General features: G+C 60.9%; 28 protein-coding genes, 1 tRNA gene and 2 pseudogenes. 14 read left to right on the top strand and 17 right to left on the bottom strand.

Annotated elements, in window-relative coordinates; all coding sequences use genetic code 11:
• Nucleotides 1-217 precede the first annotated feature (217 nt).
• Both BLR63_RS18985 and BLR63_RS18980 read left to right on the top strand, forming a co-directional pair.
• Entirely contained in the window at nt 218-1,570 is a 1,353-nt protein-coding gene (locus BLR63_RS18985; protein ID WP_010566785.1) for an OprD family porin, read from the top strand.
• Nucleotides 1,571-1,813: 243 nt separating this feature from the next.
• Nucleotides 1,814-2,071: a bacteriocin immunity protein gene (locus BLR63_RS18980; protein WP_010566786.1), complete on the top strand. Its 258-nt coding sequence runs from the start codon at nt 1,814-1,816 to the stop codon at nt 2,069-2,071.
• A 139-nt stretch (nt 2,072-2,210) separates the two neighbouring features.
• Here the strand turns inward: BLR63_RS18980 and BLR63_RS32420 are convergent.
• From BLR63_RS32420 to BLR63_RS18965, 4 genes and pseudogenes are all read right to left on the bottom strand, one after another.
• Nucleotides 2,211-2,810: pseudogene (locus tag BLR63_RS32420) on the bottom strand (methyl-accepting chemotaxis protein); the annotation flags it as partial.
• A 306-nt stretch (nt 2,811-3,116) separates the two neighbouring features.
• Nucleotides 3,117-3,941 (bottom strand): annotated as a pseudogene (locus tag BLR63_RS32415) (HAMP domain-containing protein); the annotation flags it as partial.
• A 337-nt stretch (nt 3,942-4,278) separates the two neighbouring features.
• Nucleotides 4,279-4,355, bottom strand: a tRNA-Met gene (locus BLR63_RS18970).
• 162 nt (nt 4,356-4,517) lie between these two features.
• Entirely contained in the window at nt 4,518-4,760 is a 243-nt protein-coding gene (locus tag BLR63_RS18965; RefSeq protein ID WP_010566788.1) for a DUF6124 family protein, read from the bottom strand.
• Between the two features lie 402 nt (nt 4,761-5,162).
• On the opposite strand from BLR63_RS18965, the gene BLR63_RS18960 reads away from it, so the two are divergent.
• Nucleotides 5,163-6,359 (top strand): MFS transporter, encoded by a 1,197-nt coding sequence (locus BLR63_RS18960; protein ID WP_010566789.1) that lies wholly within the window; start codon nt 5,163-5,165, stop codon nt 6,357-6,359.
• 43 nt (nt 6,360-6,402) lie between these two features.
• On the opposite strand, the gene BLR63_RS18955 is transcribed toward BLR63_RS18960, so the two are convergent.
• Nucleotides 6,403-6,954, bottom strand: coding sequence for an RNA polymerase sigma factor (locus tag BLR63_RS18955; RefSeq protein WP_010566790.1), 552 nt, complete (start codon nt 6,952-6,954; stop codon nt 6,403-6,405).
• Between the two features lie 262 nt (nt 6,955-7,216).
• Between BLR63_RS18955 and BLR63_RS18950 the strand changes: the two genes are divergently transcribed.
• Genes BLR63_RS18950 through sctU form a run of 11 tightly spaced genes read left to right on the top strand, consistent with a single transcriptional unit; the run spans nt 7,217 to nt 17,354 of the window.
• Nucleotides 7,217-8,281, top strand: coding sequence for a TyeA family type III secretion system gatekeeper subunit (locus BLR63_RS18950; RefSeq protein ID WP_010566791.1), 1,065 nt, complete (start codon nt 7,217-7,219; stop codon nt 8,279-8,281).
• Complete coding sequence (gene sctV / locus BLR63_RS18945) at nt 8,278-10,371, top strand: type III secretion system export apparatus subunit SctV (protein WP_010566792.1); 2,094 nt, start codon at nt 8,278-8,280, stop codon at nt 10,369-10,371. Before BLR63_RS18950 ends, sctV begins: the two co-directional genes overlap by 4 nt.
• 34 nt (nt 10,372-10,405) lie before the next feature.
• Complete coding sequence (locus BLR63_RS18940; protein ID WP_042947360.1) at nt 10,406-11,305, top strand: FHA domain-containing protein; 900 nt, start codon at nt 10,406-10,408, stop codon at nt 11,303-11,305.
• A complete protein-coding gene (locus BLR63_RS18935; protein WP_010566794.1) occupies nt 11,302-12,660 on the top strand; it encodes a FliI/YscN family ATPase in 1,359 nt (452 codons plus the stop codon). The genes BLR63_RS18940 and BLR63_RS18935 overlap by 4 nt, the downstream gene beginning before the upstream one ends.
• Complete coding sequence (gene sctO, locus BLR63_RS18930) at nt 12,647-13,075, top strand: type III secretion system stalk subunit SctO (protein ID WP_010566795.1); 429 nt, start codon at nt 12,647-12,649, stop codon at nt 13,073-13,075. Before BLR63_RS18935 ends, sctO begins: the two co-directional genes overlap by 14 nt.
• Nucleotides 13,072-13,530, top strand: a complete 459-nt coding sequence (locus BLR63_RS18925; protein ID WP_010566796.1) for a type III secretion system HrpP C-terminal domain-containing protein — start codon at nt 13,072-13,074, stop codon at nt 13,528-13,530. The genes sctO and BLR63_RS18925 overlap by 4 nt, the downstream gene beginning before the upstream one ends.
• Complete coding sequence (gene sctQ, locus BLR63_RS18920) at nt 13,527-14,540, top strand: type III secretion system cytoplasmic ring protein SctQ (RefSeq protein WP_010566797.1); 1,014 nt, start codon at nt 13,527-13,529, stop codon at nt 14,538-14,540. The genes BLR63_RS18925 and sctQ overlap by 4 nt, the downstream gene beginning before the upstream one ends.
• Nucleotides 14,537-15,190, top strand: a complete 654-nt coding sequence (sctR, locus tag BLR63_RS18915) for a type III secretion system export apparatus subunit SctR (RefSeq protein WP_010566798.1) — start codon at nt 14,537-14,539, stop codon at nt 15,188-15,190. The genes sctQ and sctR overlap by 4 nt, the downstream gene beginning before the upstream one ends.
• A 7-nt stretch (nt 15,191-15,197) precedes the next feature.
• Entirely contained in the window at nt 15,198-15,461 is a 264-nt protein-coding gene (gene sctS, locus BLR63_RS18910) for a type III secretion system export apparatus subunit SctS (RefSeq protein WP_010566799.1), read from the top strand.
• A gap of 10 nt (nt 15,462-15,471) precedes the next feature.
• On the top strand, nt 15,472-16,260 hold the full coding sequence (gene sctT / locus BLR63_RS18905; RefSeq protein WP_010566800.1) for a type III secretion system export apparatus subunit SctT: 789 nt from the start codon (nt 15,472-15,474) through the stop codon (nt 16,258-16,260).
• Nucleotides 16,257-17,354 carry a type III secretion system export apparatus subunit SctU gene (sctU, locus tag BLR63_RS18900; RefSeq protein ID WP_010566801.1) on the top strand — a complete coding sequence of 366 codons (1,098 nt, stop codon included), beginning with the start codon at nt 16,257-16,259 and terminating at the stop codon, nt 17,352-17,354. The genes sctT and sctU overlap by 4 nt, the downstream gene beginning before the upstream one ends.
• Here sctU and BLR63_RS18895 read toward each other — a convergent pair whose 3' ends face one another.
• The 12 genes from BLR63_RS18895 to BLR63_RS18840 form a co-directional block, all read right to left on the bottom strand.
• On the bottom strand, nt 17,355-17,705 hold the full coding sequence (locus BLR63_RS18895; RefSeq protein ID WP_042947363.1) for a hypothetical protein: 351 nt from the start codon (nt 17,703-17,705) through the stop codon (nt 17,355-17,357).
• 11 nt (nt 17,706-17,716) lie between these two features.
• Nucleotides 17,717-17,920: an HrpT family type III secretion system protein gene (hrpT, locus tag BLR63_RS18890; protein WP_010566803.1), complete on the bottom strand. Its 204-nt coding sequence runs from the start codon at nt 17,918-17,920 to the stop codon at nt 17,717-17,719.
• On the bottom strand, nt 17,917-20,052 hold the full coding sequence (sctC, locus tag BLR63_RS18885; RefSeq protein ID WP_010566804.1) for a type III secretion system outer membrane ring subunit SctC: 2,136 nt from the start codon (nt 20,050-20,052) through the stop codon (nt 17,917-17,919). The genes hrpT and sctC overlap by 4 nt, the downstream gene beginning before the upstream one ends.
• A 14-nt stretch (nt 20,053-20,066) precedes the next feature.
• Nucleotides 20,067-20,459 (bottom strand): hypothetical protein, encoded by a 393-nt coding sequence (locus BLR63_RS18880; protein WP_010566805.1) that lies wholly within the window; start codon nt 20,457-20,459, stop codon nt 20,067-20,069.
• A 1-nt stretch (nt 20,460) separates the two neighbouring features.
• Nucleotides 20,461-20,679, bottom strand: a complete 219-nt coding sequence (locus BLR63_RS18875) for a hypothetical protein (RefSeq protein WP_010566806.1) — start codon at nt 20,677-20,679, stop codon at nt 20,461-20,463.
• A gap of 72 nt (nt 20,680-20,751) precedes the next feature.
• Complete coding sequence (gene sctL / locus BLR63_RS18870; RefSeq protein WP_010566807.1) at nt 20,752-21,345, bottom strand: type III secretion system stator protein SctL; 594 nt, start codon at nt 21,343-21,345, stop codon at nt 20,752-20,754.
• Between the two features lie 11 nt (nt 21,346-21,356).
• On the bottom strand, nt 21,357-21,905 hold the full coding sequence (locus BLR63_RS18865; RefSeq protein WP_010566808.1) for a hypothetical protein: 549 nt from the start codon (nt 21,903-21,905) through the stop codon (nt 21,357-21,359).
• A 7-nt stretch (nt 21,906-21,912) separates the two neighbouring features.
• On the bottom strand, nt 21,913-22,719 hold the full coding sequence (gene sctJ / locus BLR63_RS18860) for a type III secretion system inner membrane ring lipoprotein SctJ (RefSeq protein ID WP_010566809.1): 807 nt from the start codon (nt 22,717-22,719) through the stop codon (nt 21,913-21,915).
• Nucleotides 22,720-22,724: 5 nt separating this feature from the next.
• The gene (locus BLR63_RS18855; RefSeq protein WP_010566810.1) at nt 22,725-23,087 is read right to left on the bottom strand and encodes an EscI/YscI/HrpB family type III secretion system inner rod protein; all 363 of its coding nucleotides are present in this window, start codon (nt 23,085-23,087) and stop codon (nt 22,725-22,727) included.
• A gap of 66 nt (nt 23,088-23,153) precedes the next feature.
• Complete coding sequence (locus tag BLR63_RS18850; RefSeq protein ID WP_010566811.1) at nt 23,154-23,354, bottom strand: hypothetical protein; 201 nt, start codon at nt 23,352-23,354, stop codon at nt 23,154-23,156.
• A 175-nt stretch (nt 23,355-23,529) separates the two neighbouring features.
• Nucleotides 23,530-24,453 carry a sigma-54-dependent Fis family transcriptional regulator gene (locus BLR63_RS18845; protein WP_010566812.1) on the bottom strand — a complete coding sequence of 308 codons (924 nt, stop codon included), beginning with the start codon at nt 24,451-24,453 and terminating at the stop codon, nt 23,530-23,532.
• Between the two features lie 448 nt (nt 24,454-24,901).
• Nucleotides 24,902-25,651 (bottom strand): hypothetical protein, encoded by a 750-nt coding sequence (locus tag BLR63_RS18840; protein ID WP_010566813.1) that lies wholly within the window; start codon nt 25,649-25,651, stop codon nt 24,902-24,904.
• Between the last annotated feature and the right edge of the window lies 1 nt (nt 25,652).

Genomic DNA, 25,652 nt, shown 5'->3' with positions numbered 1-25,652 from the left:
GCTGTTGCTGGGCGAACAGTTGTGGACAAAGGCAGAAGTGTTCGCAGGGCAACACGGAGTCTGCAAAGTGCTGATTAGTGCGAAGGATAACGCGGGGTAAATTTCGCATAACTTATTGATATATATGGAATTATTTAGTTGGCATGGTTTTCGGATTATGGAGGGTGGATTCGCGTTTTTTGCATCCCACCTTCCTTAATAACTTGAAGAGAACAACATGCGTAAAGTGGCTGCGTTATCTGCCTTGTGTGCCGTTATCACCCCCGGTTACTCCTGGGCTGCCGATGAAAAACATGAAAATGGATTTATTGAAGACAGTCATCTGAACATTCTCAACCGCGACTTCTACTTCAGTCAGGACTTCCGCAATGGCAGCAGTGCGGTCAATCCGCATACCGGCGCGCGCCAGAGCCGTCGGGCGGAGTGGGCCCATGCGGTCATCGGTCGGTTTGAATCCGGCTTTACCCAGGGCACCGTCGGGTTCGGCGTGGATGCCTACGGGCAGTTCGGGGTCAAGCTCGACGGCGGTGATGGCGTGGTGGGCAACGGTGTCGGCGGGCCGGGGTTGATTCCACGCAAAGGCGATAACAACGGCGAACCCAAGGACCAGTGGGGCAAGGCCGGTGGGGCGGTCAAGGTGCGGGCGTTCGATACGGTGGTCAAATACGGCGACGTCTCCCCGACCAGCCCGGTGGTGCATGCCGGCGACATTCGCCTGCTGCCTCAAACCCTGACCGGCCTGATCTTCGATAACACCTCCATTGAAGGTTTGAAGATCGAGGGCGGTAAACTGACCGCGTCCAGCGATCGCAGCGGCGTCAACCACAGTGGCGACCTGGGGACCGTCTACGGTGGCCGCTTGAGCGGGGCGGACAATGTCCAGTACATCGGCGCCGATTACCGTTTCAACGACAACTGGAGTTTCAAGCTGCACACCAGCCGCCTGGATAACGTCTGGAACCAATCGTTCGCGCGGGTCGACTTCCAGCAAAAACTCACCGACACCATCGGCTGGGACACGGGGCTCAACTACTACCGCACCCGTGATACCGGCAGCGCCTTGCTGGGCAAAATCGACAACGACAGCTGGAGTACCCACCTGGGGCTGAACGTCGGATTCAACCGTTTTCTGGTGGCCTACGAACAAGTGCGCGGTGACTCCCCGTTCGACTATGTGTGGAACACCTACGACCTGGAACTCGACAACGCCTCCCAATGGTCGGACTTCAACAACCCCAACGAACGCTCCTGGCAGGCCAGCTATACCTACAACTTTGCAGGCCTTGGCTTTCCGGGGCTCAGCCTCACGGGCCGTTACCTGCGCGGCGACAACATCGACGGCACGCGGGCAACGGGCGGCTACACGGCCTTCAACAGCGTCAGCGACGGCAAGCATTGGGAACGTAACATCTGGGCAAGCTACATCGTGCAGAGCGGCCCGGCCAAAGACTTGAAGCTCAACGTGCTCCAAGCGACGCACCGTGTGGGTGGCGACTTCGGTAACTACGAGTCCAACGTTGACGAACTGCGGGTCATCGTCGAGTACCCGCTGGATTTGCGCATGCTGTAACAGCGCTGATCATCGACAGGATGGAGGCAGCTGGGCGTTTTCCCAGGGACGGGGGAACGTGATGTATTGTTCCGCAATTTCCCCTCGTCCTTGGGGCGTTCAAGCACTGTCTGTAGGGCAATTCCCAGAGGGGCGCCTGAACGTTCTCTATCTTGCGTGTCATTCGCTTCATCGTGTGAATGCGTTTGCCCCGCCGTTATCTTTGTGGCCCCTAACAAGGACATATTCACCGGAAGTAGCGCGATGAAGCCCCATTTTTCTGATTACACCGAAGCGGAGTTCCTACGTTTTTTGCAGGAAATCAGAGCCGCCAATAAGAGTGCGAGTGATGAGATCCTCGATCCTTTGCTGACCCGATTCTGCGAGATCACCGAGCATCCTGATGGTACTGATTTGATTTATTACCCCGAAGCAGGGGCAGACAACTCTAACGAAAGCATCATTCAAATCGTCAAGGCATGGCGGGCAGCCAATGGTTTACCGGGATTTAAAGAGGCCTGAGGCGCAACCGTCCGGCCAATAGCCGTCCTTCTCCACCGCCCTTGATTCGAGCGTTCGGTGAGGTGTGGAACAGCACAGACAAGAAAGCCCGCACGAGGCGGGCTTCTTGAGGTGATCTACAGACTGCAGGCGGGACAGGTCAAATACGGAAACTACCCACCAGATGCTTCAGCCGTGCCGCCTGCTGTTCCAGGTCGGCGCAGGCGCGCAGGGTCGATTGCAGGTTTTCCACGCCTTCCTGATTGAGCGTGTTGATCTCGGTGATGTCCATGTTGATCGCCTCCACCACTGAGGTCTGTTCCTCGGTGGCGGTGGCGACCGACTGGTTCATGCCGTCGATCTCGCCGATGCGCTGGGTCACGCTGTTCAAGCGTTCGCCGACCAGGTTGGCGATTTCCACGCTATCGAGGCTGTGGCGCTGACTTTCGCTCATGGTGCTGACCGACTCCCGGGCGCCGACTTGCAGCTCATCGATCATCTTTTGTACCTGTTGTGCCGACTCCTGGGTGCGGTGAGCCAGGTTGCGCACTTCGTCGGCGACCACCGCAAAACCACGCCCGGCTTCCCCGGCGCGGGCCGCTTCGATCGCGGCGTTGAGCGCCAGCAGGTTGGTTTGCTGGGAGATGCTGGTGATCACTTCGAGGATCTGCCCAATATTCACGGTTTTGTTGTTCAGCGATTCGATATTCGTACTCGATGCGCTGAGCATTTCCGACAGCTGATTCATGGCCCCAATGTTGCGCTCGACCACTTGCTGACCCTGCTCGGCCAAGCTTCGCGCGTCGCTGGCCTGGTGCGAGGCCTCTGCCGCATTGCGGGCAATTTCCTGGGCGGCCGCTCCCAGTTCGTTGATAGCGGCGGCGACACTGTTGGTGCGATTGGCTTGCTCGTCGGAATTGACCATCGACGAGTTGGACGCACTGACTACCCGCAGTGCGACCTCGTTGACCTGTTCGGTGGCCGAGGACACTTCGCGGATCGACGTATGAATGCGCTCCACGAACCGATTGAACGCATTGCCCAGGGTGCCGAACTCGTCGTGGGTATGGATGTCCAGGCGTTTGGTGAGGTCGCCTTCGCCTTTGGCGATGTCTTCCATGGCACGGGTCATGATGTGCAGCGGTTGCAGCAGTACCCGGATCAGCAGACTCAGCAGGATGATGATGATCGTCACCGCAACGATGGTGGCAATCACCGCCGAGTAACGGAATTTGCTCAGCGTTTCGTAAGCCTTGTCTTTATCGATAGAGAGGCCGATGTACCAGTTGGCGGAAGGCAGGCCTTTGATCGGCGTGAAGGTCAGCAAGCGGGCTTGCCCATTGGTCTGGACCTCGGTCAGCTCGCCGGAAAGTTTCGGTGTGTTTGTAGGAAACAAATCCGAAAGCGACTTCATGACCAAGTCTTTGTTCGGATGGACCAGGATCTTGCCTTGATCGTTGACCAGGAAGGCATACCCCATGCCGCCAAAGTTCAACGAGTTGATGAGTTCCACCAGGCCATCCAACGCCAGGTCGCCGCCAACTACCCCGATGCTGTCGGACACTTTGTTGAGGATGCTGATGACCATTTTATGGGTGACCAGATCAATATACGGTTCAGTCAGTATTGCGCCGTTGGCGTTCATCGCGTCCTTGTACCAAGGGCGGGAGCGCGGGTCGTAGCCATCGGGCATCTTGGCGTCCGGACGCACACTGAAACTGCCGTCGGCCCTGCCCATGTAGACGATAAGGAAATTTGAGGTCAGGACGCTTTCACCCATCAGCGCCTCGGCCTTGGCGGGCTCCCTGGCGACGTTCTGCGCCAGGTTTCTCACCAGATTGATCCGCCCCTCCAGCAGGTTGCGGATATTGGTGGAGGTCGATTCGCCCATTTCAGCCAGATAGTTTTCCAGGCTGGTGCGCGTGGCACTGCGTTGTAGATAGTCGTTGTAGAGCGTGAACAGGGTGAAGGCGAGCATCACGATCAGTGACACAGCCAAAAGAATTTTGTGACTGAAACGAAGGGTTTTATTCATGGCGTATTGAGTTCACTAGGTCTTTTGCGAGGACTGTCAGAGGGTATCGGCTGTAGCTGCATAAACCTTGAGATGTGAAACGCCTGTTTAATCGCGCCGAAGGCTGATCTAGAGGGGCTGATGGCGGGGAGCGTTGGGTTTTTCTGCGGGCATAAAAAAACGGCCTACCTTTCGGTAAGCCGTTTTTAGTACTTGGTGGCTACACAGGGACTTGAACCCCGGACCCCAGCATTATGAATGCTATGCTCTAACCAACTGAGCTATGTAGCCAAGTGGCGCGCATTATTCGCGTAGAACGGGAATGCGTCAAGCGTTTATTTTTAATTTTTATCTACGCTTTCAACTGTTTAACCCGAACGGCCGGATTGGGCGACGAGTGGTGGGCGATTCACGTGGGGGGTGAAGTGCCTCACCACTGGGTGTTGGTGGCGGTCAGGACGGGCGCGGGTGCATGCAGTCGATCGAGCGGTCGATCACGGTCTTGGCCATTTCCAGCAGGTGCCACACGGCGTGGATCTTGGCGCGGTCGTGGGGTTGCAGGTTGTCGCCGCAGTCGAGGGCGGTGGCGGCGGCGCTGTGGATCAGTTGGGCGATGTAGAGTTGGGCGTCTTCGAAGCTGAGCTGTTCGTTGACGGTAAGGCAGTCTGCGGGTGGATCGGGAAGTGCTTTGGTCATGGTGTAACTCCTATTGAACTTGGGAGCTACCACCAACGCTGCTAAACGATGGGTGGCAGCTGTACGCGGGTTAGCAGACCGGTCAATAGGAAAACCGGTGCACCCGGAGGTGCCCCACGCACAGCCACCATGAACGGAGACGTGAACCGTGCGTCTATTGAAACGGGCTGCTAAACCCGATCACTGAAACTCAGCGACGGACCGAAGACTAGCCACCCATTCCGACAGGCACAAGGCGCCGGGGATTGTCTAGGAAACGTCCTGCAATTTAAAGCGACTCAGCCTGCTGGCCTTTTACAAGGCATGTCGTTAGCTCCCTAACGGGATAGCCTTTTCCTACGCAAAAGTGGCACATTGTCGCACCTGCCTCTGTGCATTCTCCCGCTGTACGGAAACCGCCTTATGTCTCTTGGTAACTCCTCCACCGCCGGGCAAACCAGCCCGCTGGTCATGCGCGTCATCGGCGCGGTGGCGCTGGCGCATTTGATCAATGACTTGATCCAGGCGGTATTGCCGTCGATCTACCCGATGCTCAAGGCCAGCTATGGCCTGACGTTCACCCAGGTCGGGCTGATTACCCTGACCTTCCAGCTCACCGCGTCGCTGTTGCAGCCATGGGTGGGGTATTACACCGATCGCCATCCCCAGCCGTTCCTGTTGCCGTGCGGAATGATCTGCACCCTGGCGGGCATTCTGATGATGTCTCAGGTGGGCAGTTTCCCGCTGATCTTGCTGGCGGCAGGGCTGATCGGCATCGGCTCCTCGACCTTTCACCCGGAAGCGTCCCGCGTGGCGCGGTTGGCCTCGGGCGGGCGCTATGGCCTGGCGCAGTCGACGTTCCAGGTCGGCGGCAATGCCGGTTCGGCGTTCGGCCCGTTGCTGGCGGCGGCGATCATTATTCCGTTCGGCCAGGGCAATGTGGCGTGGTTCGGGCTGTTTGCGCTGTTCGCCTTGGCGGTGCTGTATGCCATCAGCCGTTGGTACCGTAACCACCTCAGCCTGTTCAAGCCCAAGGCCGGGCAGGCGGCGACCCATGGCCTGTCGAAACAGCGTGTGATGAGTGCGTTGGTGGTGTTGGGGCTGTTGGTGTTTTCCAAGTATTTCTACATGGCGAGCATCACCAGTTACTTCACGTTCTACCTGATCGAGAAGTTCGACCTGTCGGTGGCCAGTTCCCAGTTGCACCTGTTTTTGTTCCTCGGCGCGGTGGCGGCGGGGACGTTTTTTGGCGGGCCGATCGGCGACAGGATCGGCCGCAAGGCGGTGATCTGGTTTTCGATCCTCGGCGCTGCGCCCTTCACCTTGTTGATGCCCCACGTGGACCTGTTCTGGACCAGTGTGCTCAGCGTGATCATCGGCTTCGTGCTGGCCTCCGCGTTCTCGGCGATTGTGGTGTACGCGCAGGAACTGGTGCCGGGCAATGTGGGGATGATCGCCGGGGTGTTCTTCGGGTTGATGTTCGGTTTTGGCGGGATCGGCGCGGCGCTGCTGGGGCACCTGGCGGATGTGCATGGCATCGAGTACGTGTACACGCTGTGTTCGTTCTTGCCGTTGTTCGGGCTGCTGGCGATTTTCCTGCCGCGTAGCCGAAAAGCCTGATCGCGTTGGGCAGATATCCCTGCCGCCCAACACGACGTCTTTCTTACGGGTAACGCGAGCTGTGGGTGGCACGCTTGAGCTGTTCGCGTGCCCGCGACAGGCGTGAGCGAACGGTGCCGATTGGAATGTCCAGCACGTCGGCCGTGTCCTGGTAGCTGCCGTCGGTTTCCAGTGAGGCGTACAGGGTTTTGCGCATTTCCGTGGGCAGGTGGTCAATCGCGCTCAAGGTGTTTTCCAGGCGCCGGTTGACCTCGAATTCCCAGTCCAGGTTGTGCTGTTCTTCCTGGCCATGCCACAGCGATTCATCGAATTCGCAATGCACCGGTTTGGCGTACATGCGCCGGAAGTGATTGCGGATCAGGTTTTGCGCGATGCCGCACATCCAGGTGCTGAGCGTGGCGGTACCGCTGAAACGCTCGCGGTTGCGCCAGGCTTCCAGGTAGGTCAATTGCAGGATGTCATCGGCATCTTCCGGGTTGAGCACGCGCTTGTGAATGAAGCGGCGCAGCTTTTTTTGTTGGTCGTCTGTCAGGTGGAGCATGAATTGAGGCGAGCTGCCAACGAGGTGAGCTAAAGCTTCAATAGGGATATTCATGATTTTTTCCTTTGGGTAGACGCAGTCGAAACGTGTCGACAGGAGCCCTTTAGCACTGCTTGTGCCAAGCGGAAAAAATCAAATAAAGCATTGATTTATATAAATAAATATCTTGAATTGAAGCGTTTTTACGCAACTGTTTGCATGGAAAAAACGGGGCTTGTGCAAGTTTTTTCAAATTTGCCGGCATGGCGGTTTTCGATGGAACCGTTGGGGCAGGTCCTGCCACACAGGGAAACACTCTTCCTGTACGGGCCTGTCCATGAAAGTCGAATCCACTCCCGATGTGCAAACGATCCAGCGCCTGGACTCACCGGTCGTTGGCCATCCTCCCGCGCCCGTGCCCGCGAAGGGCGTCGATGAACTCGCGCACCTGTTCAACCAGGAAGTGGACGCCAACCTTCGAACCCTGAACCAGCGCAATGTGGGCGTGCGCGTGCCGCCGACCGAGCAGCTGGCGCAACTCTACGATCAGTTGGGCCACCCGGCCCAGGCGACCCTGGCCGCGATCTCCCGTCGAATCCGCCTGCAATTGCTGCAACACCCCAGTGTCGACAAACTGCTCGACCTTGCCGACGGCGACCCGGCGCGGACGTTCGTGGTGCTCAAGTACGTGGCGGCCCAGGCGGACACTGAAGTGCGCCCGTCCGAGGCGGGCTTGGCGCGCGATGCCATTGCGCGGTTGGAGGCGCGTTTCAAGGGGCAAATCCAGGCGGGCCTGAACATCGCCGCGGCGTTGCAGATCGTCGGCGTCGACCCGCATGAGCGCCAGGCGCTGCGCGCGCTGTACTACGCCAGCGTGGTAACGCGCCAATCCCTGGCGACGATGATGCAGGCGCTGCTGGGGATCTACGGCGGCGAGCGGTTCGCTGAGGGGCTCAAGGTCATGCGCAAAGCCTTGGCGGACGATATCGCGGCGCGGGTGTCGTCCATGCCCACGCCGTTGTTGCGCACCTTGCTGCTGGGCCTGCAAGGCTGCGGTCAGTTGAGTGCGGTGTTGGCCGGCTGCCAGGCGTTGATCCAGCGCCTGAGCGTCGAGCATGACGGTGTGACCCTGCTGCAACGCCTGCTGGGTTACGCCGGCAGCGGCATTGCGGCCGCTGAAATCCTGCGGCTGGGGGATGACTTGGGGGGCGGTGACATCGTGCGCCAATTGGTCGCCCTCAACGCGCTCTACCCGCTGATCCAGCAGTTGCCCCTGGCATTGTGGCCCGACAGTCGGGTGCGCGAAGAGACCCTGCGCGCCTTTGTGGTGGTGATGGATGAGCTTGATCGCATCCAGCGCGGCCCCAGCCGTTTTGCCGGTGAGCCGAGGAGCGCTACGTGACGGCGCTGTCGGCCATCAACGGTGTATTGCTCAAAGTGGCACAGCGCGCCGAAGTGCTCGGCGCGGTGGTGGTCATGGCCATCGTGTTTATCTTTATCGTGCCGCTGCCCACCTGGCTGGTGGATATTCTGATCGCGCTGAATATCTGTATTTCGTGCCTGTTGATCGTGCTGGCGCTGTACCTGCCGGGGCCTTTGGCGTTCTCGTCGTTTCCGTCGATTCTGTTGTTGACCACCATGTTCCGTCTGGCGCTGTCGATTGCGACCACGCGCCTGATCCTGCTGGAGCAGGACGCCGGCGACATCGTCGAAGCCTTCGGCAATTTCGTAGTGGGCGGCAACCTGGCGGTGGGGATGGTGATCTTCCTGATCCTGACTCTGGTGAACTTCCTGGTGATCACCAAGGGGTCGGAGCGGGTCGCCGAAGTCGCGGCGCGGTTCAGCCTGGATGCGATGCCGGGCAAGCAGATGTCCATCGACAGCGACTTGCGCGCCGGCCTGATCGACGGTGCCCAGGCGCGGGACAAGCGCGACCAGTTGTCCCGTGAAAGCCAGTTGTTCGGGGCCATGGACGGGGCCATGAAGTTCGTCAAGGGCGATGCCATTGCCGGCTTGATCATTGTCGTGGTCAACCTGCTGGGCGGTTTTTCCACCGGCATGTTCCAGCACGGCCTGAGCGCTTCCGATTCGATGGCGTTGTATTCGGTGCTGACCATCGGCGATGGCCTGATCGCGCAGATTCCAGCGCTGCTGATCTCGCTGACGGCCGGCATGATCATCACCCGCGTGGCCCCGGACGGGCGCCGGGGCATCAGTAACATGGGTGCCGAAATTGCCCGGCAAATGACCAGCGAACCTAAAAGCTGGGTGATTGCTTCGGTGGGGATGCTCGCTTTTGCGATGGTCCCTGGCATGCCGACCGGGGTGTTTATCTTGATCTCGCTGATCACCGGCTCCGTGGGTTATTACCTGCTGCGCCAGCGTCGACGCCAGGCGCAGCCGGCCGCGCAAACCACCGAGGCGGTGCGCCCCGAGGAGAACGGCAGCGAGGACTTGCGCGGGTTCGATCCATCACGGCCCTACCTGTTGCAGTTTCCCCCGGCGCTGCGCGGCACGCCGGAGGTGACGGACCTGATCCACGGCATCCGCCAGGCGCGCAATGCGCTGGTGGCCAATATCGGCTTGACCTTGCCGCCGTTCGAAGTCGAACTCGACGACACGCTGGCCGTCGATGAAATGCGCTTTTGTGTGCATGAAGTGCCGATGGTCAAGGCGTCGGTGGTCAACCGCCTGGCCGTCGAGCGTCAGGCGCTGAGCGTGGAACCGGCGGACGGGATACCGGGGTTGGCCGAACGCGACGAACAGGATTGGATCTGGCTGGCGCCGGATGATCCGTTGCTCGATGACCCGCAACTGGAGCGCTTCACTGCGACGAGCCTGATCCTGGAACGCATGAAGCAGGCGATGATGCTCAGCGGCCCGCAGTTCCTGGGGATTCAGGAGAGCAAGGCGATCCTCGGTTGGCTGGAGCACAACCAGCCGGAACTGGTGCAGGAACTGCAGCGCATCATGCCGCTGTCGCGTTTCTCCGCGGTGTTGCAGCGCCTGGCCAGTGAAGGCGTGCCGTTGCGTGCGGTGCGGTTGATCGTCGAGTCGCTGATCGAGTACGGCCAGCATGAGCGTGAACCCGAAGCGCTGGCCGATTACGCGCGCATCGCCCTCAAGGCGCAGATCTTTCATCAGTACAGCGAGGTCGACGGCCTGCACGCCTGGCTGCTGTCGCCGCATACCGAAAACATCTTGCGCGAGGCCCTGCGCCAGACCCAGACCGGCGTGTTCTTCGCGCTGGACGACGAACACAGCGCGGCGCTGATCAACCTGCTCAATCAGGCTTTTGCGCTGCGGGCCAAGAGCAAAAGCGTGCTGCTGGTGGCGCAGGACCTGCGCAGTCCCTTGCGCACCCTGCTGCTGGAAGAATTCAACCGTGTGCCGGTGCTGTCGTTCGCCGAGCTGGGCAGCACGTCGAAGGTCAAAGTGCTGGGGCGCATCGACCTGGGCCAGGATGAGCTGATGCGGGGGGCGGTGGCATGAGTATCGGGCCATGGCCGACGCGGAGGGCCGGGTGATGTTTGAGCTACGGGTGCTGGATGGTGTGCGCCAGGGCGCGGCGTTGCCGTTGTTCGGGGAGCAGTGGAGCATTGGTGCTCACGCCGACGCTGACCTGGTGCTGAACGATCCGGGGATCGCCGAATACCATGCGCGCCTGCGCTTGCGCGGCGCCGACTGGTCGGTGCAGGCCGAGGCGGGGCTGCTGCGCGGCGCCGAGGGGCAGGTGCTGGCGCAGATCGCGAACCTGGCGTTGAGCGTGCCGTTTTCAGTCGGCGGCGTGCGCCTGTGTGTGACCCTGGCCGATCAGCCCTGGCCCCAGGTCACGGTGCCCGCCGCGCCAGCGCTGCCGGTGGCGACCGAAGCGTCGCGGGGGCTGAAGTTATCGTCGATCTCCCACGCGCAACAAAAGCGTCTGATCAGTCTGGCGTTGGTGGTGGCGGTGATCGTCGCGGTGGTGGGCATGGCCCCGACCGGGGAGCGTGAAGCGCAGGCGTCCTTGATGCCAGCGGTGGTGCGCAAGCAGGAACTGGCTTCGCCGTTCGAGGTGCGCCAGCAGTTGCTCAAGATGCTCGGCGAGCGTGAGTTGGGCCCCAGGGTGAGCTTGCAGGTGATCAATGGCCAGGTCGTGCTCAGCGGGGACGTGTCCCAGGAAGATGTGGAACTGGTGGCGCGCATGCTCGGCCGGTTCGGCGAGCAGTTCGACAGCGTGGTGCCGGTGATCAGCCGTGTGCGTGTACGCGACGGGGCGCTGCCCTTTCGGATCGTGCAGATCGTCGGCGGGCCGAATGGTCACGTGGTCCTGGATGAGGGCAGCCGACTGTTCGTGGGCGACGAAATCGAAGGGCTGCGACTGGTGCAGATCGACAACAACAAAGTGGTATTCGATGGCGTGCAGCGCTATGAGGTGCGCTGGTGAGCGAGCCCTTGCACGCGCGTCTCGACGCCTGGCAGCAGCAACAGACCCAGTCGCTCAACCGCTTTGCGCCGGTGACCATGCGCGGTCGCATCCAGCGCGTCAACGGCATGCTGCTGCAGTGCCGGCTGCCCCAGGCGCGTATCGGTGACCTGTGCCAGGTGGAACGCAATCCGGGCGACTTCATGCTTGCCGAGATCATCGGTTTCGACCAGCAGGATGCGGTGCTCAGTGCCTTGGGCAACCTGGAGGGCGTGCGCGTCGGCGCCGGGGTGGAGCGCCTGGGCGTGTCGCATCGGGTGCAGGTCAGCGAGGCGCTGTTGGGCCAGGTGCTCGATGGCTTCGGGCGACCGATTACGGGGCAGGGGCCCAGTGCGTTTGTCGAGGCGGACTTGCCGGATACCAGCGCGGTGTTGTGCGAGGCGCCGTTGCCCACCGAGCGACCACGGATCAACCGTGCGCTGGCCACGGGCGTGCGTTCGATCGACGGCCTGCTGACCCTCGGCGAAGGCCAGCGCGTAGGGCTGTTCGCCGGTGCCGGCTGCGGCAAGACCACCTTGTTGGCCGAGATCGCCCGTAACGTGGAGTGCGACGTCATTGTGTTCGGCCTGATCGGCGAACGGGGACGGGAACTGCGCGAGTTTCTCGATCATGAACTGGATGAACAACTGCGCGCCAAGGCGGTGCTGGTGTGCGCCACGTCCGACCGCTCCAGCATGGAACGCGCGCGCGCCGCGTTCACGGCCACGGCACTGGCCGAAGGTTTCCGGCGCAAGGGCCAGCGGGTGTTGCTGCTGATCGACTCGCTGACGCGTTTCGCCAGGGCCCAGCGCGAAATCGGCCTGGCCGCCGGCGAACCCCTGGGGCGCGGTGGCCTGCCGCCGTCGGTGTACAGCCTGCTGCCGCGTCTGGTAGAGCGCGCCGGGTTGACCCGCGAAGGGGTGATCACGGCGATCTATACGGTGCTGATCGAACAAGACTCGATGAACGATCCGGTGGCCGATGAGGTGCGCTCGCTGCTCGACGGCCATATCGTGCTGTCGCGCAAATTGGCCGAGCGTGGGCACTATCCGGCGGTGGATGTGCTGGCCAGCCTGTCGCGGATTCTGAGCAACGTTGCCGCGCCGCAAGACATCCAGGCCGGCACGGCGCTGCGGCGTTTGTTGTCGGCGTACCAGCAGATCGAACTGATGCTCAAGCTGGGCGAATACCAACCCGGCAGCGATGCCCTCACCGACCTGGCGGTGGACAGTCGCCAGGCGGTCGATGGTTTTCTGCGCCAGGACCTGCGGGAACCGACACCGCTGGCGACGACCCTGGAGCAACTCAAGGAGCTGACGACCCATGTCCCTTTCTGATGGGCGGCTCAGTGAAGTAGAGACGCTGCGACGCCTGCGCCGGCATCGGGCCGACCGCGCCGAACGGGCCCTGCGCGAAGCCCAGCGCGCCCAGCAGACCCTGCTCGCGCATATCCAGCAGGCCCAGGAGGCGCTCGAGCAGACGCAGCAGGAAGAGGCCCAACAAAGTGCGCAATTGCTCAGCCGCCACCAGGGCCAGGTGCTGAGCCTGCAGGCCCTGAAGTCCTGGGGCGCGCAGGAGCGCTCCTTGTCGGCCAGCACCCAGCGCGACAAGGGCCGGCTGCAAGCCTTGCAGGGCCAGCGCGAAGAAAAGGAACGTTGCATCGGCAGTGCCCAGCGGCAGGTCACCGAGTGCCTGCGGCAAGTGGAAAAGCTTCACGAGTTATCCCTTCTACTGGCTCAGGAGCCGACATGACCCAGGTTTCGAATACCCCCACTGAGCCGCCGCGCCTGCGTGAGTCACGGGAGGAGCGCGAGCCCTCCACGGCTGGCGTGGTGATGTGGGAGCAAGGGCGATTGTTCGCCCGGCTGTTTACCGATAACGACGAGGACACGGGCGCGCGCGGTTCCTTATCCGGTGCCAGGGCGCCCAGCGGCGTGGCCATGCTCGAGGCGCTTGCCGAGCAACTGGCGCCGCGCATCCAGGCCGCTGCGCAGTGGCCGTTGCAGGCGGTGTTGTACTTGCCGCGCCTGGGCCGGATCAACGCCAGCGTGCGCCGTGAGCGGGGCGCGTGGGCGATCGAACTGGACGCCGAGCACGACGCGACGGCGCGCTGGCTCAGCGGCGTGCGGCAACAGTGCGAGGACCGATTGGCCGGCGCGCTGGGGCAGCCCGTCAGCCTGCTGCTGCCCAACGTCGGCTGCGCATGATCATGCCGCTGCTGACATTGCCGTTGATCAAGGGGGACACGGTGGCCGCACGCCGTCGCCTGGGGCGTGGGCTGTGCCTGGCGTTTCAGGTGGCCGGGCAGGGCGGGGAACTGCGCCTCGAACCGGGACGCGCGCCCACTGGCGTCGAGGCGTTGTGCTTCGACACTGCGTGCGGCGTGCTGGCGTTCGCTGAGGCGGGGCCGTTGCTCAGTCTGCTGGGCGAATGCCCGGTGACATTGGCCCAGGCCGGTAACGACCCTGAGTCGTGGTTCTGGGGCTTGTTCCAGTATCACCTGAGCGCCGAGGTGAGAACGCTGCTGGGCTATGTGCGATTACTCCAGACCGAGCGCCCCAAAGGCTTTGGCTGCCGGGTCAGCGTGACCCTGGGCGCGTCCCGCGCGAGCGGCTATGTGTGGCTGAGCGCCGAGAGCTTCCTGGCGTTGTGCGAGGCCGGCCCATGGCGCGCCACCGCCGCGCCGATGCCGGCGCCGTTTCAGTTGGCCATCGCCGTGACCCTGGGGCGTTTGCACTTGCCGATGGCACAGGCGCGCAGCCTGCGGGTCGGCGATGTGCTGGTGCTTGAGCAAGGCTTTTTCAATGCCCAGGGCCACGGCTATCTCCAGGTTGGCAAACAGCGACTGCACGGGTGCATCGACGATGACACCGGGCCGTTGCGCATGACCCTTACTTCTATCGAGGACGCGTCTGTGGACGAAGATTTTGCAACCCCTTCCTACTCGGGCTATGAGGAGGATGAACCGGTGATGGATGTATTCGGCCACGAGCCATTCGATGAGTTGAGCATGACCCTGAGCGTGCGTTGCGGCACGTTGAACCTGACCTTGGGCGAACTGCGCAACCTGGCGCCCGGCGCGGTGTTGGGGGTTGCCGGTTACGCGCCGGGCATGGCCGGCCTGTATTACGGCGACCGGCCGATCGGGCAGGGGCAGTTGGTGGAAGTCGACGGGCGCCTGGGCTTGCAATTGTCCCGCGTGATGATCGGCCGATGACGCTGCAGGGCATCGACCCCCTCATTCTTGCGGTATTCCTCGGCGCGCTGTCGCTGATGCCTATGCTGCTGATCGTCTGCACTTCGTTTTTGAAGATCGTCATTGTGCTGATGATTACCCGCAACGCCCTCGGTGTGCAGCAGGTGCCGCCGAGCATGGCCATCAATGGCATCGCCCTGGCGGCGACGCTGTTCATCATGGCGCCGGTGGGGTACGAGATCGCCGAGAGCGTCAAGGCCTCGCCCCTGGACATGAGCAATGTGGAGACGTTTCTGCACACGGGCAATGAGGCCATCCAACCGTTGCGCGCCTTCATGTTGCGCAACGTCGACCCGGATGTGCTCACCCACCTGCTGGAAAACACCGCGCGCCTGTGGCCGGCGCACATGGCCCAAGCGGTGCAGCGCGAAGACCTGATCCTGTTGATCCCGGCGTTCGTACTCTCGCAATTGCAGGCGGGGTTCGAGATCGGGTTTCTGATCTACATCCCCTTTATCGTCATCGACCTGATCGTCTCCAACCTGCTGCTGGCGCTGGGCATGCAGATGGTCTCGCCGATGACCATTTCCCTGCCGCTCAAGTTGCTGTTGTTCGTGCTGGTGTCCGGCTGGTCACGGCTGCTCGACAGCCTGTTCCTTTCCTATCTCTGAGGGGCGTATGGAACCGATCGTGCTGTTCAAGCAGGGCATGTTGCTGGTGGTGGTGCTGTCGGCGCCGCCGTTGATCGTGGCGGTGGTGGTGGGGGTGCTGACGTCGCTGGTGCAGGCGCTGATGCAGGTCCAGGACCAGACGCTGCCCTTTGGCATCAAGCTGGTGGCGGTGGGGATCACGTTGATCCTGACGGGGCGCTGGATTGGCGTGGAGTTGATCCAACTGATCAACCTGACATTCGACATGATCGGCCGCTCGGCCCTGAACTGAGGCCTGGCCTGTGCTGCTCTATCTCGACTACCTGCCCAGCCTGATGCTCGGCATGGCGCGTATCTACCCCTGCGCCATGCTGGTGGCGGCGTTCTGTTTCCAACACATACGCGGCATGCCTCGCCACACCATTGTGATGGTCATGGCGCTGCTGCCGGCGCCGGGTATCCACGCGGCGTTGGCGGGCCACGACTACTCGGCGCTGATGCTCGGCGCCCTGGCACTCAAGGAGTTGGCGCTGGGGTTGCTGCTGGGCGTGCTGTTGTCGATGCCGTTCTGGATGTTCGAGTCGGTGGGTGCGTTGCTGGACAACCAACGCGGCGCCTTGGCCGGTGGCCAGCTCAACCCTTCGCTGGGGCCGGATGCGACGCCGATCGGGCATTTGTTCAAGCAGTTGGCGATTTTTCTGCTGATGGTCAGCCTCGGCTTGGGCGCGTTGACCCAGGTGATCTGGGACAGTTACCTGATCTGGCCGCCCACCGTCTGGTTTCCGCTGCCGGCCGCCAATGGCTTCAGCGTCTTTATCGGCCTGCTGGGCGATACCTTCATGCACATGATGCTCTACGCCGCGCCCTTTATCGCGGTGCTGCTGTTGCTGGAATTCGGCATCGCGCTGCTGGGGGTCTACAGTCAGCAACTGCAAGTGAGCACGCTGGCGCCGCCGGTCAAGAGCCTGGCGGGTATTGGCATCCTGTTGCTGTACTTCGCGTTGTTGCAGGACCTGATTGTTGGGCGCATGGGCCAATTGGGCGACCTTAGGCATTCCCTCGGGCTGCTGTTCAAGGCGGCGCTGCCATGAGTGATTCGGGGGAAAAAAAGCACCCGGCGTCGGCCAAGAAGCTGCGTGACCAGCGCAAGAAAGGCCAGGTCGCCCAGAGCCAGGATGTGGGCAAGCTGCTGGTGCTGACGGCGATCAGCGAGATCGCCCTGTTCACCGCGCAGAGCAGCTTGCAGCGCTTCCAGCAAATGCTGGTGTTGCCGATGTCGCGCCTGGACCAACCCTTTGCCCGGGCGCTGGAAGAGGTGCTGATCGACGGCCTGGTGGTGTTTTTTTCGTTCTCCCTGCTGATGGTCGGGGTGGCGGTGGCGATGAAGCTGATCAGCAGTTGGATGCAGTTCGGCCTGCTGTTCGCCCCGGAGACCCTGAAGCTCGATTTCAACCGCCTCAACCCCATCAGCCAGCTCAAGCAGATGTTTTCTGTTCAGCAACTGATGAACCTGCTGATGAGCCTCGCCAAAGCCTTACTGATCGGGCTGATCCTGTACGTGGTGATCCGCCCCAATCTGAGCGCGTTGATCAACCTGGCGACCAGCGACTTGCAGAGCTACGTGCTGGCGCTGATCGAGCTGTTCCGGTACCTGCTGCATGCCTGCCTTGGGCTGTTGCTGGTGCTGGCGCTGATCGACTTCACCTTGCAGAAACACTTCTTCGCCAAGCGCATGCGCATGACCCAGGTCGAGGTCGTCAAAGAGTACAAGGACATGGAGGGCGATCCCCATGTGAAGGGCCAGCGTCGCGCGTTGGCCCAGCAGTTGGCCCAGGAAGAACCGAAGGTCAAGCTGCCGAAGTTGGAAGAGGCCGACATGCTGGTGGTCAACCCCACGCACTTCGCTGTGGCTTTGTATTACCGCCCTGGCCAGACGCCGTTGCCGCTGCTGGTGAGCAAAGGCACGGACGCCGAGGCCCGCCAATTGATCTGGCGGGCGAAGGCGGCGGCGGTACCGGTGATCCAGTGCGTGTGGCTGGCCCGCACGCTGTATACGAGAAACCTGGGCGCTAGCATCCCGCGTGAAACCTTGCAGGCCGTGGCACTGATCTACCGCACCTTGCGCGAGCTCGACGATGAGGCCAAGCGCGAAACCCTCGAACTGCCGGAACTCGAACAGCGCTGATCAACGGCTGGCGCGGGCATCCAGGGCGCTGAGGTCGGCCAGGGACAGCAGGCGGCTGAGGATTCGGTCGAGTGCCCCGTGGGCGGCCGGCAGTGCGTGCCAGATCACCAGCGCGCCCTGGGCGTCGAGGTAGGCAAAGCAACCGTCGAACGCCACCGCCTGCTCGAAGCGCCGCTCCAGCACCCGCTGCAATTGCCCGGTTTGCAGTGCTTCGCGGGCGATGTGCAAGGCCAGCCCCGACTGCCGGCCGGCCTGCTGTGCGCACACCTTGATTCCGGGCGCGAGGGCCAGGTGAGCGGCGGCGCCGCTCACCAGACTGTCCAGAAACACCTGGCGTCGATCGTCGGGCATTTCCGGCAGGCTCATCGTTCCAGCGATACCGTCTGGTAGTCCGCCCGTTCCCCGGAGGGGCCCGGCTCGACGCGCATCTGCGGTGGCCACCAGATCACCAGCGTGTTTGCGTTCGATTGCGGGCGTGAGCAGGAATCGCCCTTGCAGGTGGGGGTGCAGCCGGCGACAAGCAACGCCGCGCCGATCAGGGTGACGCACAATACGCGCTGTTTCATGGTGTGGCCTTCTGAACGGGAGTGATCAAGGAGGGGCGGGGCACGCTGAGGTGTTCATCCTTCACCACCGGACGCATGGCGATGAACACTTCGGCTTCTTCACCCGGCTTGAGCCAGGCGCGCGGCCACACGCTGACGGCCAGGGTCTGCGAGTTGCTGCATTCTTTTTCGTCGATACGTACGTTGCGCTTGAACTGGTTGCGCAAGACCACCACCGCCACGTTGTACTCCGGGCCCGCATACCATTGGCTGCGTTCGGTGTTCAGCGCGAGCAGGTCGCGGGTGCGGCACAAGGTCTCCAGCCCCAGCGGCATCGGCGCGGCCTTGAAGGCCTTGGGCACTTCGCCGCTGACCAGGTGCGCCAGGGTGCTGGTGATGTCGCTGCGTTTGATCACCGGCTGGTGAGGGTTGTAGCGACGCGCCAGCGGCGTGAGGGCCGCCTGCAGTTCGGCCTGGTCGGCCTGGGGCAAGTAGCGCGAGGGATCGGCCTGGTCGCCGATGACGCGCGGGGTGAGGATGAACAGGCGTTCGCGCCGGTTGTTCTGGCGTTCGGTGGAGGAAAACAATGCTTTGCCCAGCAACGGAATATCCCCCAGCAGGGGCACCTTGTTGTGCTTGTCGGTGCTTTCGGTGACGTGGAAGCCGCCCACCACCAGCGAGCGTTTTTCCGCCATCACTGCCTGGGTGCTGACCTTGCCTCGACGCACATCCAGGTTGCCGGGGGTGGGGTCGGTTTCGTCGAAGTTGCCGTCTTCGATGTCCACCACCAAGTGGATCTGGTGGCTGCCACGGCTGGTGATGACCCGGGGCACGACCTGGAAACTGGTGCCCACGGTGACCGGCAGGATGGTCGCGTTCTCGCGGCCGGGGGTCAGGAACTGGGTGCGGTTGAAGTCGATCACCGCCGGTTGGTTTTCCAGGGTGAGTACCGACGGGTTGGAGACCATGGTCGCCAGCCCCTTGGCTTCCAGTGCGCGTATGTCGGCGTAGAACCGTTCGCGGTGTTCGATCGACAGTTGCGACGACGTGCCCGGCGCGACATTGGCGCCGCCACGGAAGCGGCTGTTCTGAAACCCCCAGTTCACGCCGAACTCGCGTAATTGCGTGCGCTCGATATCGAGAATGATCGCGTCGATTTCCACCAGCTTGCGCGCCACATCGAGTTGAGCGATCAGCTCGCGGTACATGGCCTGGCGTTCCGGCAGGTCATAGATCAGCACCGCGTTATTGCGCACGTCGGCTTCGACGCGAATGCGGCTGGTGGGCGCCGGTGCGCGTGGGGGCAGTGTGGTTCCCGCGTCCAGTGGCCCGGCGTTGGCGGTCGAGCCGAGCATCTGCCCCAGCAACGGGTTGTTCAAGCGTGGCACGTTCGGCGTGAGCGGCGTCGGTGGTGAGGCAGGACGCTGGCTGAGCCCCGACAGGGCCGAGGCGGCACGGGGTTCCAGCAAGCCGCGCAGAATACTGGCGACCCCCGGCACCGCGAGCTTCTCGCCGCGATAATCGACCTGGCGGTCGGCGGCGTTGGCGAACTTCAACGGGAAGCTCAGCACACTTTGTTTTTCATCCGGCGAGCGGCGCTGGCTGCTGAATTGCTTGATCTGCTCGATGTAACGTCGCGGGCCGGAGACCAGGACCACGCCGTCTTCGGGCAGCTCACCCCAGCCGAAACGGCTGTCGAGCAGGCCGATATCGGTCAGCGCTTGCTTGAGGTCGGCAATGGTTTCGGAAGACACCTCCAGGCGCGCCGATTCTTGCTGGTCCAGGGTGCTGATATAGAGGGTGTTGTTGTACAGGTACCACTGGAAGCGATGTTCCACCCCCAGCCTGTCGAGCAACGACTGCGGGGTATTGGCGCGTATCTTGCCATTGACGTTGCCTTCCAGCAGGCCCTCGACCTGCAACTGCGTGCCAAAGGTCTGGGCAAAATCTTCGAGCACTTCGCGCAGGGGCTTGTGTTCGGCCTCATAGGCGTAGGCGGTGTTTTTCCATTCGGCCGGGATGGCAGCCAGGGTGTTGCCCATGGGCATCAGCAGGCAGGAAAACAGCAGCAGGTTGCGCCAATGCGGGCGTTGGGATGAAGGGCCAGGCGAATCGAGGCGCAAGCGGCTGCGCTTGTGGGTCTTGTTATACATGGGCAGTGCTCTGGTTAGTACGACAGTGAACGTAGCGAGGTGGGTTTGAGGTGTTCGGTCGCGGGAGCGAGCCGCGCGAAGGTGGCGCGCCAGGTGTCGCGTTGGTTGAGCAGGGCTTCGAGGCAAGCGAGTACATCGGTTACGCCCTGCCCGCCACGCACGCTTTGAATCAGCCATAGCGCGCCACTGTCGGCTTTCTGAGCCAGCGCGCCGTGGAAGTGATTGAGGCTGGCGGCCCCCAGGCGCATCCAGCGTTGCAGCACCGGATTATCCGAGCGCGTCGACGTCAGTTGAGCCCCCAGCAACAGGGTGTCGCCCTGATGCTTGAGGATGATTTCGTCGTCGCCTTCGAACACGCTCAGTTGCGCTTGGCGGCTGTTCAGCCAGTCGCTGATCAACCCGCGCACGTTATTGAAAACTCTCGAAGGCACTTTTGAGCAACAGATGGTTGACGCGGTTGTGTTCCAGATACGCCATCTGCGTGGTTGAACTCTTGACGGCCAGGTTGAAGAAGTAGTCAGCGTCTTCACTGTTTTCCATGGCCTCTCCCGAACTGGAGGTAAAGCGTTTGTGGGCGGTGGTGCTGTTGTTCAGCAGTTGACGCGACAGATCCTTGTAAAAGTCCATGGGGTGTTCCTCTCATGTTCTGTGGATGTACAGGGATGAAACGATGGGTGATTCCAAGCGCGCGGCGTTCGCTCAGATGTCTATCCAGTAGTCCTTGCCTTGATTGAAAAACGTGTCGAGCATCGAGCGCCAACTGATGCGGAAATCGCCCTCGTCGGTGGTCAATACCAGGGTCTGGAGCGGGATCGTTTCGTCGGCGTGGAGCCTCCAGAGCGTGGCCTTGTGATTGGCCAGGCAGCGTCTGATCTCCTCCAGGTCTTGGGGATGGCAGAGCAGCGTCGCGTCGATCTCCTGAACCTGGCTCGCCAGCAATTGCTTGAGCAGGGCGGCCAGTCGTTGGGGGGTGACGGTTTCGTCCAGCAGTGAGCGGATCGCCTGGTGGGTGATGGCGGTCGCGTAGTGTTCCAGGCTGTCATGCATTGCCTGGCGCTCGCGTTCCCAGCGTTGGAGCTGGGCATCCGCGCGCTGCCAGATTTCCAGCGAGGCCTGTTCACGCAGCGCTTGGCATTGTTGCTCTGCCTGCCTGAGCCGCTCTTGGGCCTGGGCCTGGGCGCGGCTCAAGAGTTGGTTGGCTTGCTGCCAGTCGGCGAGTTCTTCGCGGGGGATCAAGCCCGCGCGCACCTCAGACAGGTTCTTGGGCAATTCGATCGTGTGTCGGCATAACATCGCGGGTGTCCTTACTCGTTCGAGTCCGGTGGCAAGGGGTCGCTTGCCAATGTGGTCACGCGCCACACGACGGCTTGCCATAAGGTATTCAGTCGGCTGCTGCCGTTTTCGAGCGAGACATTTTGCTGCTCGACCTGGCGCACGCGCTCGCGGGGAAAGCGCAATCGAAGGCGTTGCCAGGTCGTGGGGTCCACCCAGCTGTGGAGCAGTTGCAACGGGTCGGCATCGGGCGCCAGCATGGCCGGTGGCAACGCTTTGGAAAGACGCATGCACCACAGGTGATGGCTGTCGCTCAGGGGCGCGGCGGCCTCTGGATTGAAGGTGTCGTGAACCAACGTCAGCGCCAGGTTGAGTTGCTCCGTCGAGGCCAGGGCCAGGCGCAGCACGGTGGGATGGGGCGCGGGCGGCAGGCACGGCGCAATGCCCGTGAGGCTGGCCGGCGCCGAGCATCCATTGTGATGAAACGCGTCGATCGCGGGGTGCTTGTCGCCTTTCCAGTCGTCGTGGGCGTACTTCCAGGGGAAGGCCCACCATTGCGCCCAGGCCAGGTGTTCGCTCATGGGGGGATCAGGCCTGGTTGTCATGGGCCGTGCCGCGCAATTGGCCCGCGCCAGGCGAGCCGTGCGCCAGACGTTGGCGTCGATTGTGCAGGAACAGGCCCGCGACCACGGCTGACACCAGGCCGAGCAGGGCGACGATCACGCTGCTTCGCCAGAAACCGAGTTCGTCACTGGGCACCAGGAACGGGCCGAAATACACCAGGCGTTGTTGCTCCTGATACGTGGTGGCCGGCACGAATATCACCGTGAGTTTCTGCGGGTTGTCCACTGCCGTGGTCATGCCGGGGATGCTGCTCGCCACCATCCGGCGTACGCGTGCGCGAATATTGTCGGGGTCCAGGCGCGGGTCATGCTTGATGAAGACCGACGCGGAAGCGGGCTGGACCGGCTCGCCCGGTGCGATGCGCTCCGGCAGCACCACATGCACGCGGGCAACGATGACGCCGTCAATGTTGGACAGCGTGGCCTCAAGCTCCTGGGACAAGGCATAGATATAGCGCGCGCGTTCTTCCAGCGGGGTGGAGATGACCCCTTCCTTGCGAAACGTATCGCCCAGCGTCGTCCTGGCCACGCGGGGCAGGCCGGCGGCCTCCAGCGTGCGCACGGCGCGCCCGATGTCCTGCGCGTTGACCGCCACGACCACACCGTCCTTGGCGGGTATTTTCTGCGCGCGTATGTGTTTGTCCGCCAATTCGGCGATGACTTCGTTGGCTTCTTGCTCGGAGAGTTGGCGATGAAGTTCCACGCGGTCACTGCAGCCGCTCACCATCAACGTAACGGCCAGTAGCAAGGCAGCGGGCAGAAAGTTAGTCATCTTCACTATTGCAGGTTACTGAGTTTGTCGATGCATTGGGTTGCCTTGCCCAGGCTCTTGACGAGCAACTGCGAAGTGAGCACGGCATTGGACAATTCCCGTGGATATTCTTTGAATTGATCCATCTCGATGCCCTTGCTTGAAGACTTCAGCGCTCGCGCAAGGCGGCTTTCCGAGGCCTTGAGCTGCCTCGAAACGTCGCTCAGTACCGTCGATGCACCCGCTGTGGCCGTGAGGGGCGGTGCCGACTGCTCCAGCATTGACCTGAAAAAGGTGGCATCGGTATTGGGGCCTGGAAAATCTCGCGTGCTGTAGGCGCCATCCAGACCGTCAGCCTGGGGGCGCGCGCCGTATTCTTTTATCTGCATACAAGGCCTGCGATGGAAGTGACTGAAGCAGGCTCCCCGGCCGATGAGCCGGGGAGGTGAACGTTGTTATCGGATTTCTTTGGCAGCGGCATACTTGTTGGTGATGCGGCGAGCGGCCAGTGTTTGCTGGAAACCTTCTTCGGCGACCGCTTCAGCTTGTTTGACCTGACTGCTTGAGCTGCTGGAACTTCCACTTCCAAATCCGCTGTTGGATACGGAATTCAAGCCGTATGAGTTGTTACCCGAAAACAGACCTTGAATAGACATGATAAGACTCCAATTTCAATTTGAGAGTTGGTTCATTTGCCGTGGGTTAAGTCGTGCTGATAGTCAGCTCTGTTTTTCCAGCTTTAACCTGGCTTTGACTCTGTGGTACATGCCGATAAAGCGTTCCAGATGTTTGTGCGTACAAATGTTTCTATATGTTTTATCGTGAACGTTTTTATGCCAGCGATATGTCCAGCTGTTTCATCCTGTAATACAGCGTGCGCTTTGCAACGCCCAGTTCAATGGCTGCGGTGTCTACACAGTACCGATGGCGGTGCAGCGCTTCTTCAATCAGGGCTTTTTCTATCTGTTGCAGCCGCTCCTTGAGGCTCATCAGGCTGTCCTGTTGGCTGCTTCCGGGCGTCGAGAGCGGTGGCAGGCCGAGCACGAAGCGTTTGGCCGTTGACCGTAGTTCACGCACATTGCCCAGCCACGAATGACACAACAGTTGTTGCAGCAGCCCGCCGGAAGGGGGCGGGGCGGTGCAGTTGAAGTGGTTGGCTTCCTGCTGGACCATTTCCAGGAACAACGGAATGATGCGCTCGCGCCGCTCTCGCAGGGCCGGCAGCTGGATGTTGACCACATTGAGGCGAAAGTAGAGGTCGCGCCTGAAGGTGCCGTGCTCGACCATCGTGTGCAGCGAGTGCTGGGCTGACGCAATGACGCGCATGTCCACCGGAATAAACCGCGTCGAACCCAGACGCTCCACGCCGCGCGACTCCAGTACGCGCAGCAGCTTGGCCTGCAAGCTCAAGGGCATGCTGTCGATCTCGTCCAGGTACAAGGTGCCCAGGTGAGCGGCCTCGACAAAACCGGCGCGAGATTGCATCGCGCCGGTATAGGCACCACTGTTCACGCCGAACAATTGACTTTCGGCCAGGCTTTCAGGAATGGCCGCACAATTGACGGCCACAAAGTTACCCCGTCGTCCCGATAAACGATGAACCCGTTGAGCCAACGTATCCTTGCCCGTGCCGGTTTCACCCAGCAACAAAATGTCAATGTTCAGGGCGGCGGTGCTGTTAAGTGTGCGTTCAATATCCGGGCCTTCGATGAGTGAGATCTCTGTTTCATGTTCCCTGTGGACGAAGGCCGACATCGGATGCAGCTCCATTATCGTTATGACTTCACTGTAGAAAGGTCCGCGTACAGACGCCGATCAGAAGAGCGCAGATTATAAAAATTGTCCTGTGGGCTTAAAGTAGTTACGTGCCGGAATGCTGTAGGAAAATGTTGGTAAATGAGTGATTTATAGTGAAGAGGTTGATAGTGAGGTTCAGGTGGAAAGGTAAATAGGATAAATCCTGGAATGCTTTATAAGGAGTGACGAATGTTTGTTTTATTTTGAATTGAAATAAGCGTGTTGTTTTTTTATACCGGGCGGTGATGGCCCATCGTCAAGTGGGCCTTGGCTTCATCTGATTGGCGGGATGAATCCAGCGGCGCACGGGATTGCCCGTGGGGTTACGGCGGTTGTCGTGTAGGTTAATTCCCGTATGGGGGGCAGTGAGGCGTGCGTTTGCTTTTGAGGTCCGTTGTTATAGCCATTAGTCAGTGCTCATGGGGACATTTACCTTGGCTTTGATGAAGGGTACGCCGGGGGATAGATAGGGCTTGATGAGGTTTGCTACCGTTTCTTTTTGTTTGCGTTTGCAAAAAACATTGAGGCTCCAGTTGGTTTTGAAGTCATTTCCTTCTTGAGTGACACTGTATTTTAAATCGACTACCTCTCTATTGGTTGCAATGGCGAGTTGAGTGATCTCCTCCCATTTGAATGCATAGTGGTGGTATTGAGTATGCATCTCTTGATAGCTTTTGGAATTTAACATAGATAGATACATTAACCCCATTCCCCCAGGACCTATTAGTGCTCCAATTAAAAATGCAGGATCAAGGGTCGCCAGAAATATAAAGATGATTGCTGTAATTCCAGAAAACCATTTTAGGAATGTCAGTGCCCATTTTGGAAAGTCTTTCCACTCACAGTATTCAATTCCTGAACGAGTAATGCGATAGGCGAAATTCATTCGTTGGTGGGTCATTGATATTAAAGCTGTATTGACGATAATGAAAAATAGTAGAGTTGATATTGTGTTGAAGACTAGATATTCTTTCGTGTCTCGATATAAAAAAATGGAGCCGACTGTTATGGCGATGAAGCAGAACCAAAACATTGCGTTGGCTACAAACGTATTGTAGTTGCGCGCACGGATTGTCCATGTCATCAGTTCTGGCTCATTTGCATACTTCCATTGGAGCTGTGGCGGCAGGTCAAGTGGCTTGCTGAAATTAAACATA

Origin of the sequence: Pseudomonas extremaustralis, from assembly GCF_900102035.1 — a bacterium.
Classification (GTDB): domain Bacteria; phylum Pseudomonadota; class Gammaproteobacteria; order Pseudomonadales; family Pseudomonadaceae; genus Aquipseudomonas; species Aquipseudomonas extremaustralis.
The sequence above is the reverse complement of the archived record's forward strand: the minus strand, read 5'-3'. Positions and strand labels throughout refer to the sequence as shown.

Coding starts and splice junctions, on each gene's coding strand:
- BLR63_RS18985 (WP_010566785.1), top strand. CDS start 218: ATGCGTAAAGTGGCTGCGTTATCTGCCTTGTGTGCCGTTATCACCCCC.
- BLR63_RS18980 (WP_010566786.1), top strand. CDS start 1,814: ATGAAGCCCCATTTTTCTGATTACACCGAAGCGGAGTTCCTACGTTTT.
- BLR63_RS18965 (WP_010566788.1), bottom strand. CDS start 4,760: ATGACCAAAGCACTTCCCGATCCACCCGCAGACTGCCTTACCGTCAAC.
- BLR63_RS18960 (WP_010566789.1), top strand. CDS start 5,163: ATGTCTCTTGGTAACTCCTCCACCGCCGGGCAAACCAGCCCGCTGGTC.
- BLR63_RS18955 (WP_010566790.1), bottom strand. CDS start 6,954: ATGAATATCCCTATTGAAGCTTTAGCTCACCTCGTTGGCAGCTCGCCT.
- BLR63_RS18950 (WP_010566791.1), top strand. CDS start 7,217: ATGAAAGTCGAATCCACTCCCGATGTGCAAACGATCCAGCGCCTGGAC.
- BLR63_RS18940 (WP_042947360.1), top strand. CDS start 10,406: ATGTTTGAGCTACGGGTGCTGGATGGTGTGCGCCAGGGCGCGGCGTTG.
- sctO (WP_010566795.1), top strand. CDS start 12,647: ATGTCCCTTTCTGATGGGCGGCTCAGTGAAGTAGAGACGCTGCGACGC.
- BLR63_RS18925 (WP_010566796.1), top strand. CDS start 13,072: ATGACCCAGGTTTCGAATACCCCCACTGAGCCGCCGCGCCTGCGTGAG.
- sctQ (WP_010566797.1), top strand. CDS start 13,527: ATGATCATGCCGCTGCTGACATTGCCGTTGATCAAGGGGGACACGGTG.
- sctR (WP_010566798.1), top strand. CDS start 14,537: ATGACGCTGCAGGGCATCGACCCCCTCATTCTTGCGGTATTCCTCGGC.
- sctS (WP_010566799.1), top strand. CDS start 15,198: ATGGAACCGATCGTGCTGTTCAAGCAGGGCATGTTGCTGGTGGTGGTG.
- sctU (WP_010566801.1), top strand. CDS start 16,257: ATGAGTGATTCGGGGGAAAAAAAGCACCCGGCGTCGGCCAAGAAGCTG.
- BLR63_RS18895 (WP_042947363.1), bottom strand. CDS start 17,705: ATGCCCGACGATCGACGCCAGGTGTTTCTGGACAGTCTGGTGAGCGGC.
- hrpT (WP_010566803.1), bottom strand. CDS start 17,920: ATGAAACAGCGCGTATTGTGCGTCACCCTGATCGGCGCGGCGTTGCTT.
- sctC (WP_010566804.1), bottom strand. CDS start 20,052: ATGTATAACAAGACCCACAAGCGCAGCCGCTTGCGCCTCGATTCGCCT.
- BLR63_RS18875 (WP_010566806.1), bottom strand. CDS start 20,679: ATGGACTTTTACAAGGATCTGTCGCGTCAACTGCTGAACAACAGCACC.
- sctL (WP_010566807.1), bottom strand. CDS start 21,345: ATGTTATGCCGACACACGATCGAATTGCCCAAGAACCTGTCTGAGGTG.
- BLR63_RS18865 (WP_010566808.1), bottom strand. CDS start 21,905: ATGAGCGAACACCTGGCCTGGGCGCAATGGTGGGCCTTCCCCTGGAAG.
- sctJ (WP_010566809.1), bottom strand. CDS start 22,719: ATGACTAACTTTCTGCCCGCTGCCTTGCTACTGGCCGTTACGTTGATG.
- BLR63_RS18855 (WP_010566810.1), bottom strand. CDS start 23,087: ATGCAGATAAAAGAATACGGCGCGCGCCCCCAGGCTGACGGTCTGGAT.
- BLR63_RS18850 (WP_010566811.1), bottom strand. CDS start 23,354: ATGTCTATTCAAGGTCTGTTTTCGGGTAACAACTCATACGGCTTGAAT.
- BLR63_RS18845 (WP_010566812.1), bottom strand. CDS start 24,453: ATGTCGGCCTTCGTCCACAGGGAACATGAAACAGAGATCTCACTCATC.
- BLR63_RS18840 (WP_010566813.1), bottom strand. CDS start 25,651: ATGTTTAATTTCAGCAAGCCACTTGACCTGCCGCCACAGCTCCAATGG.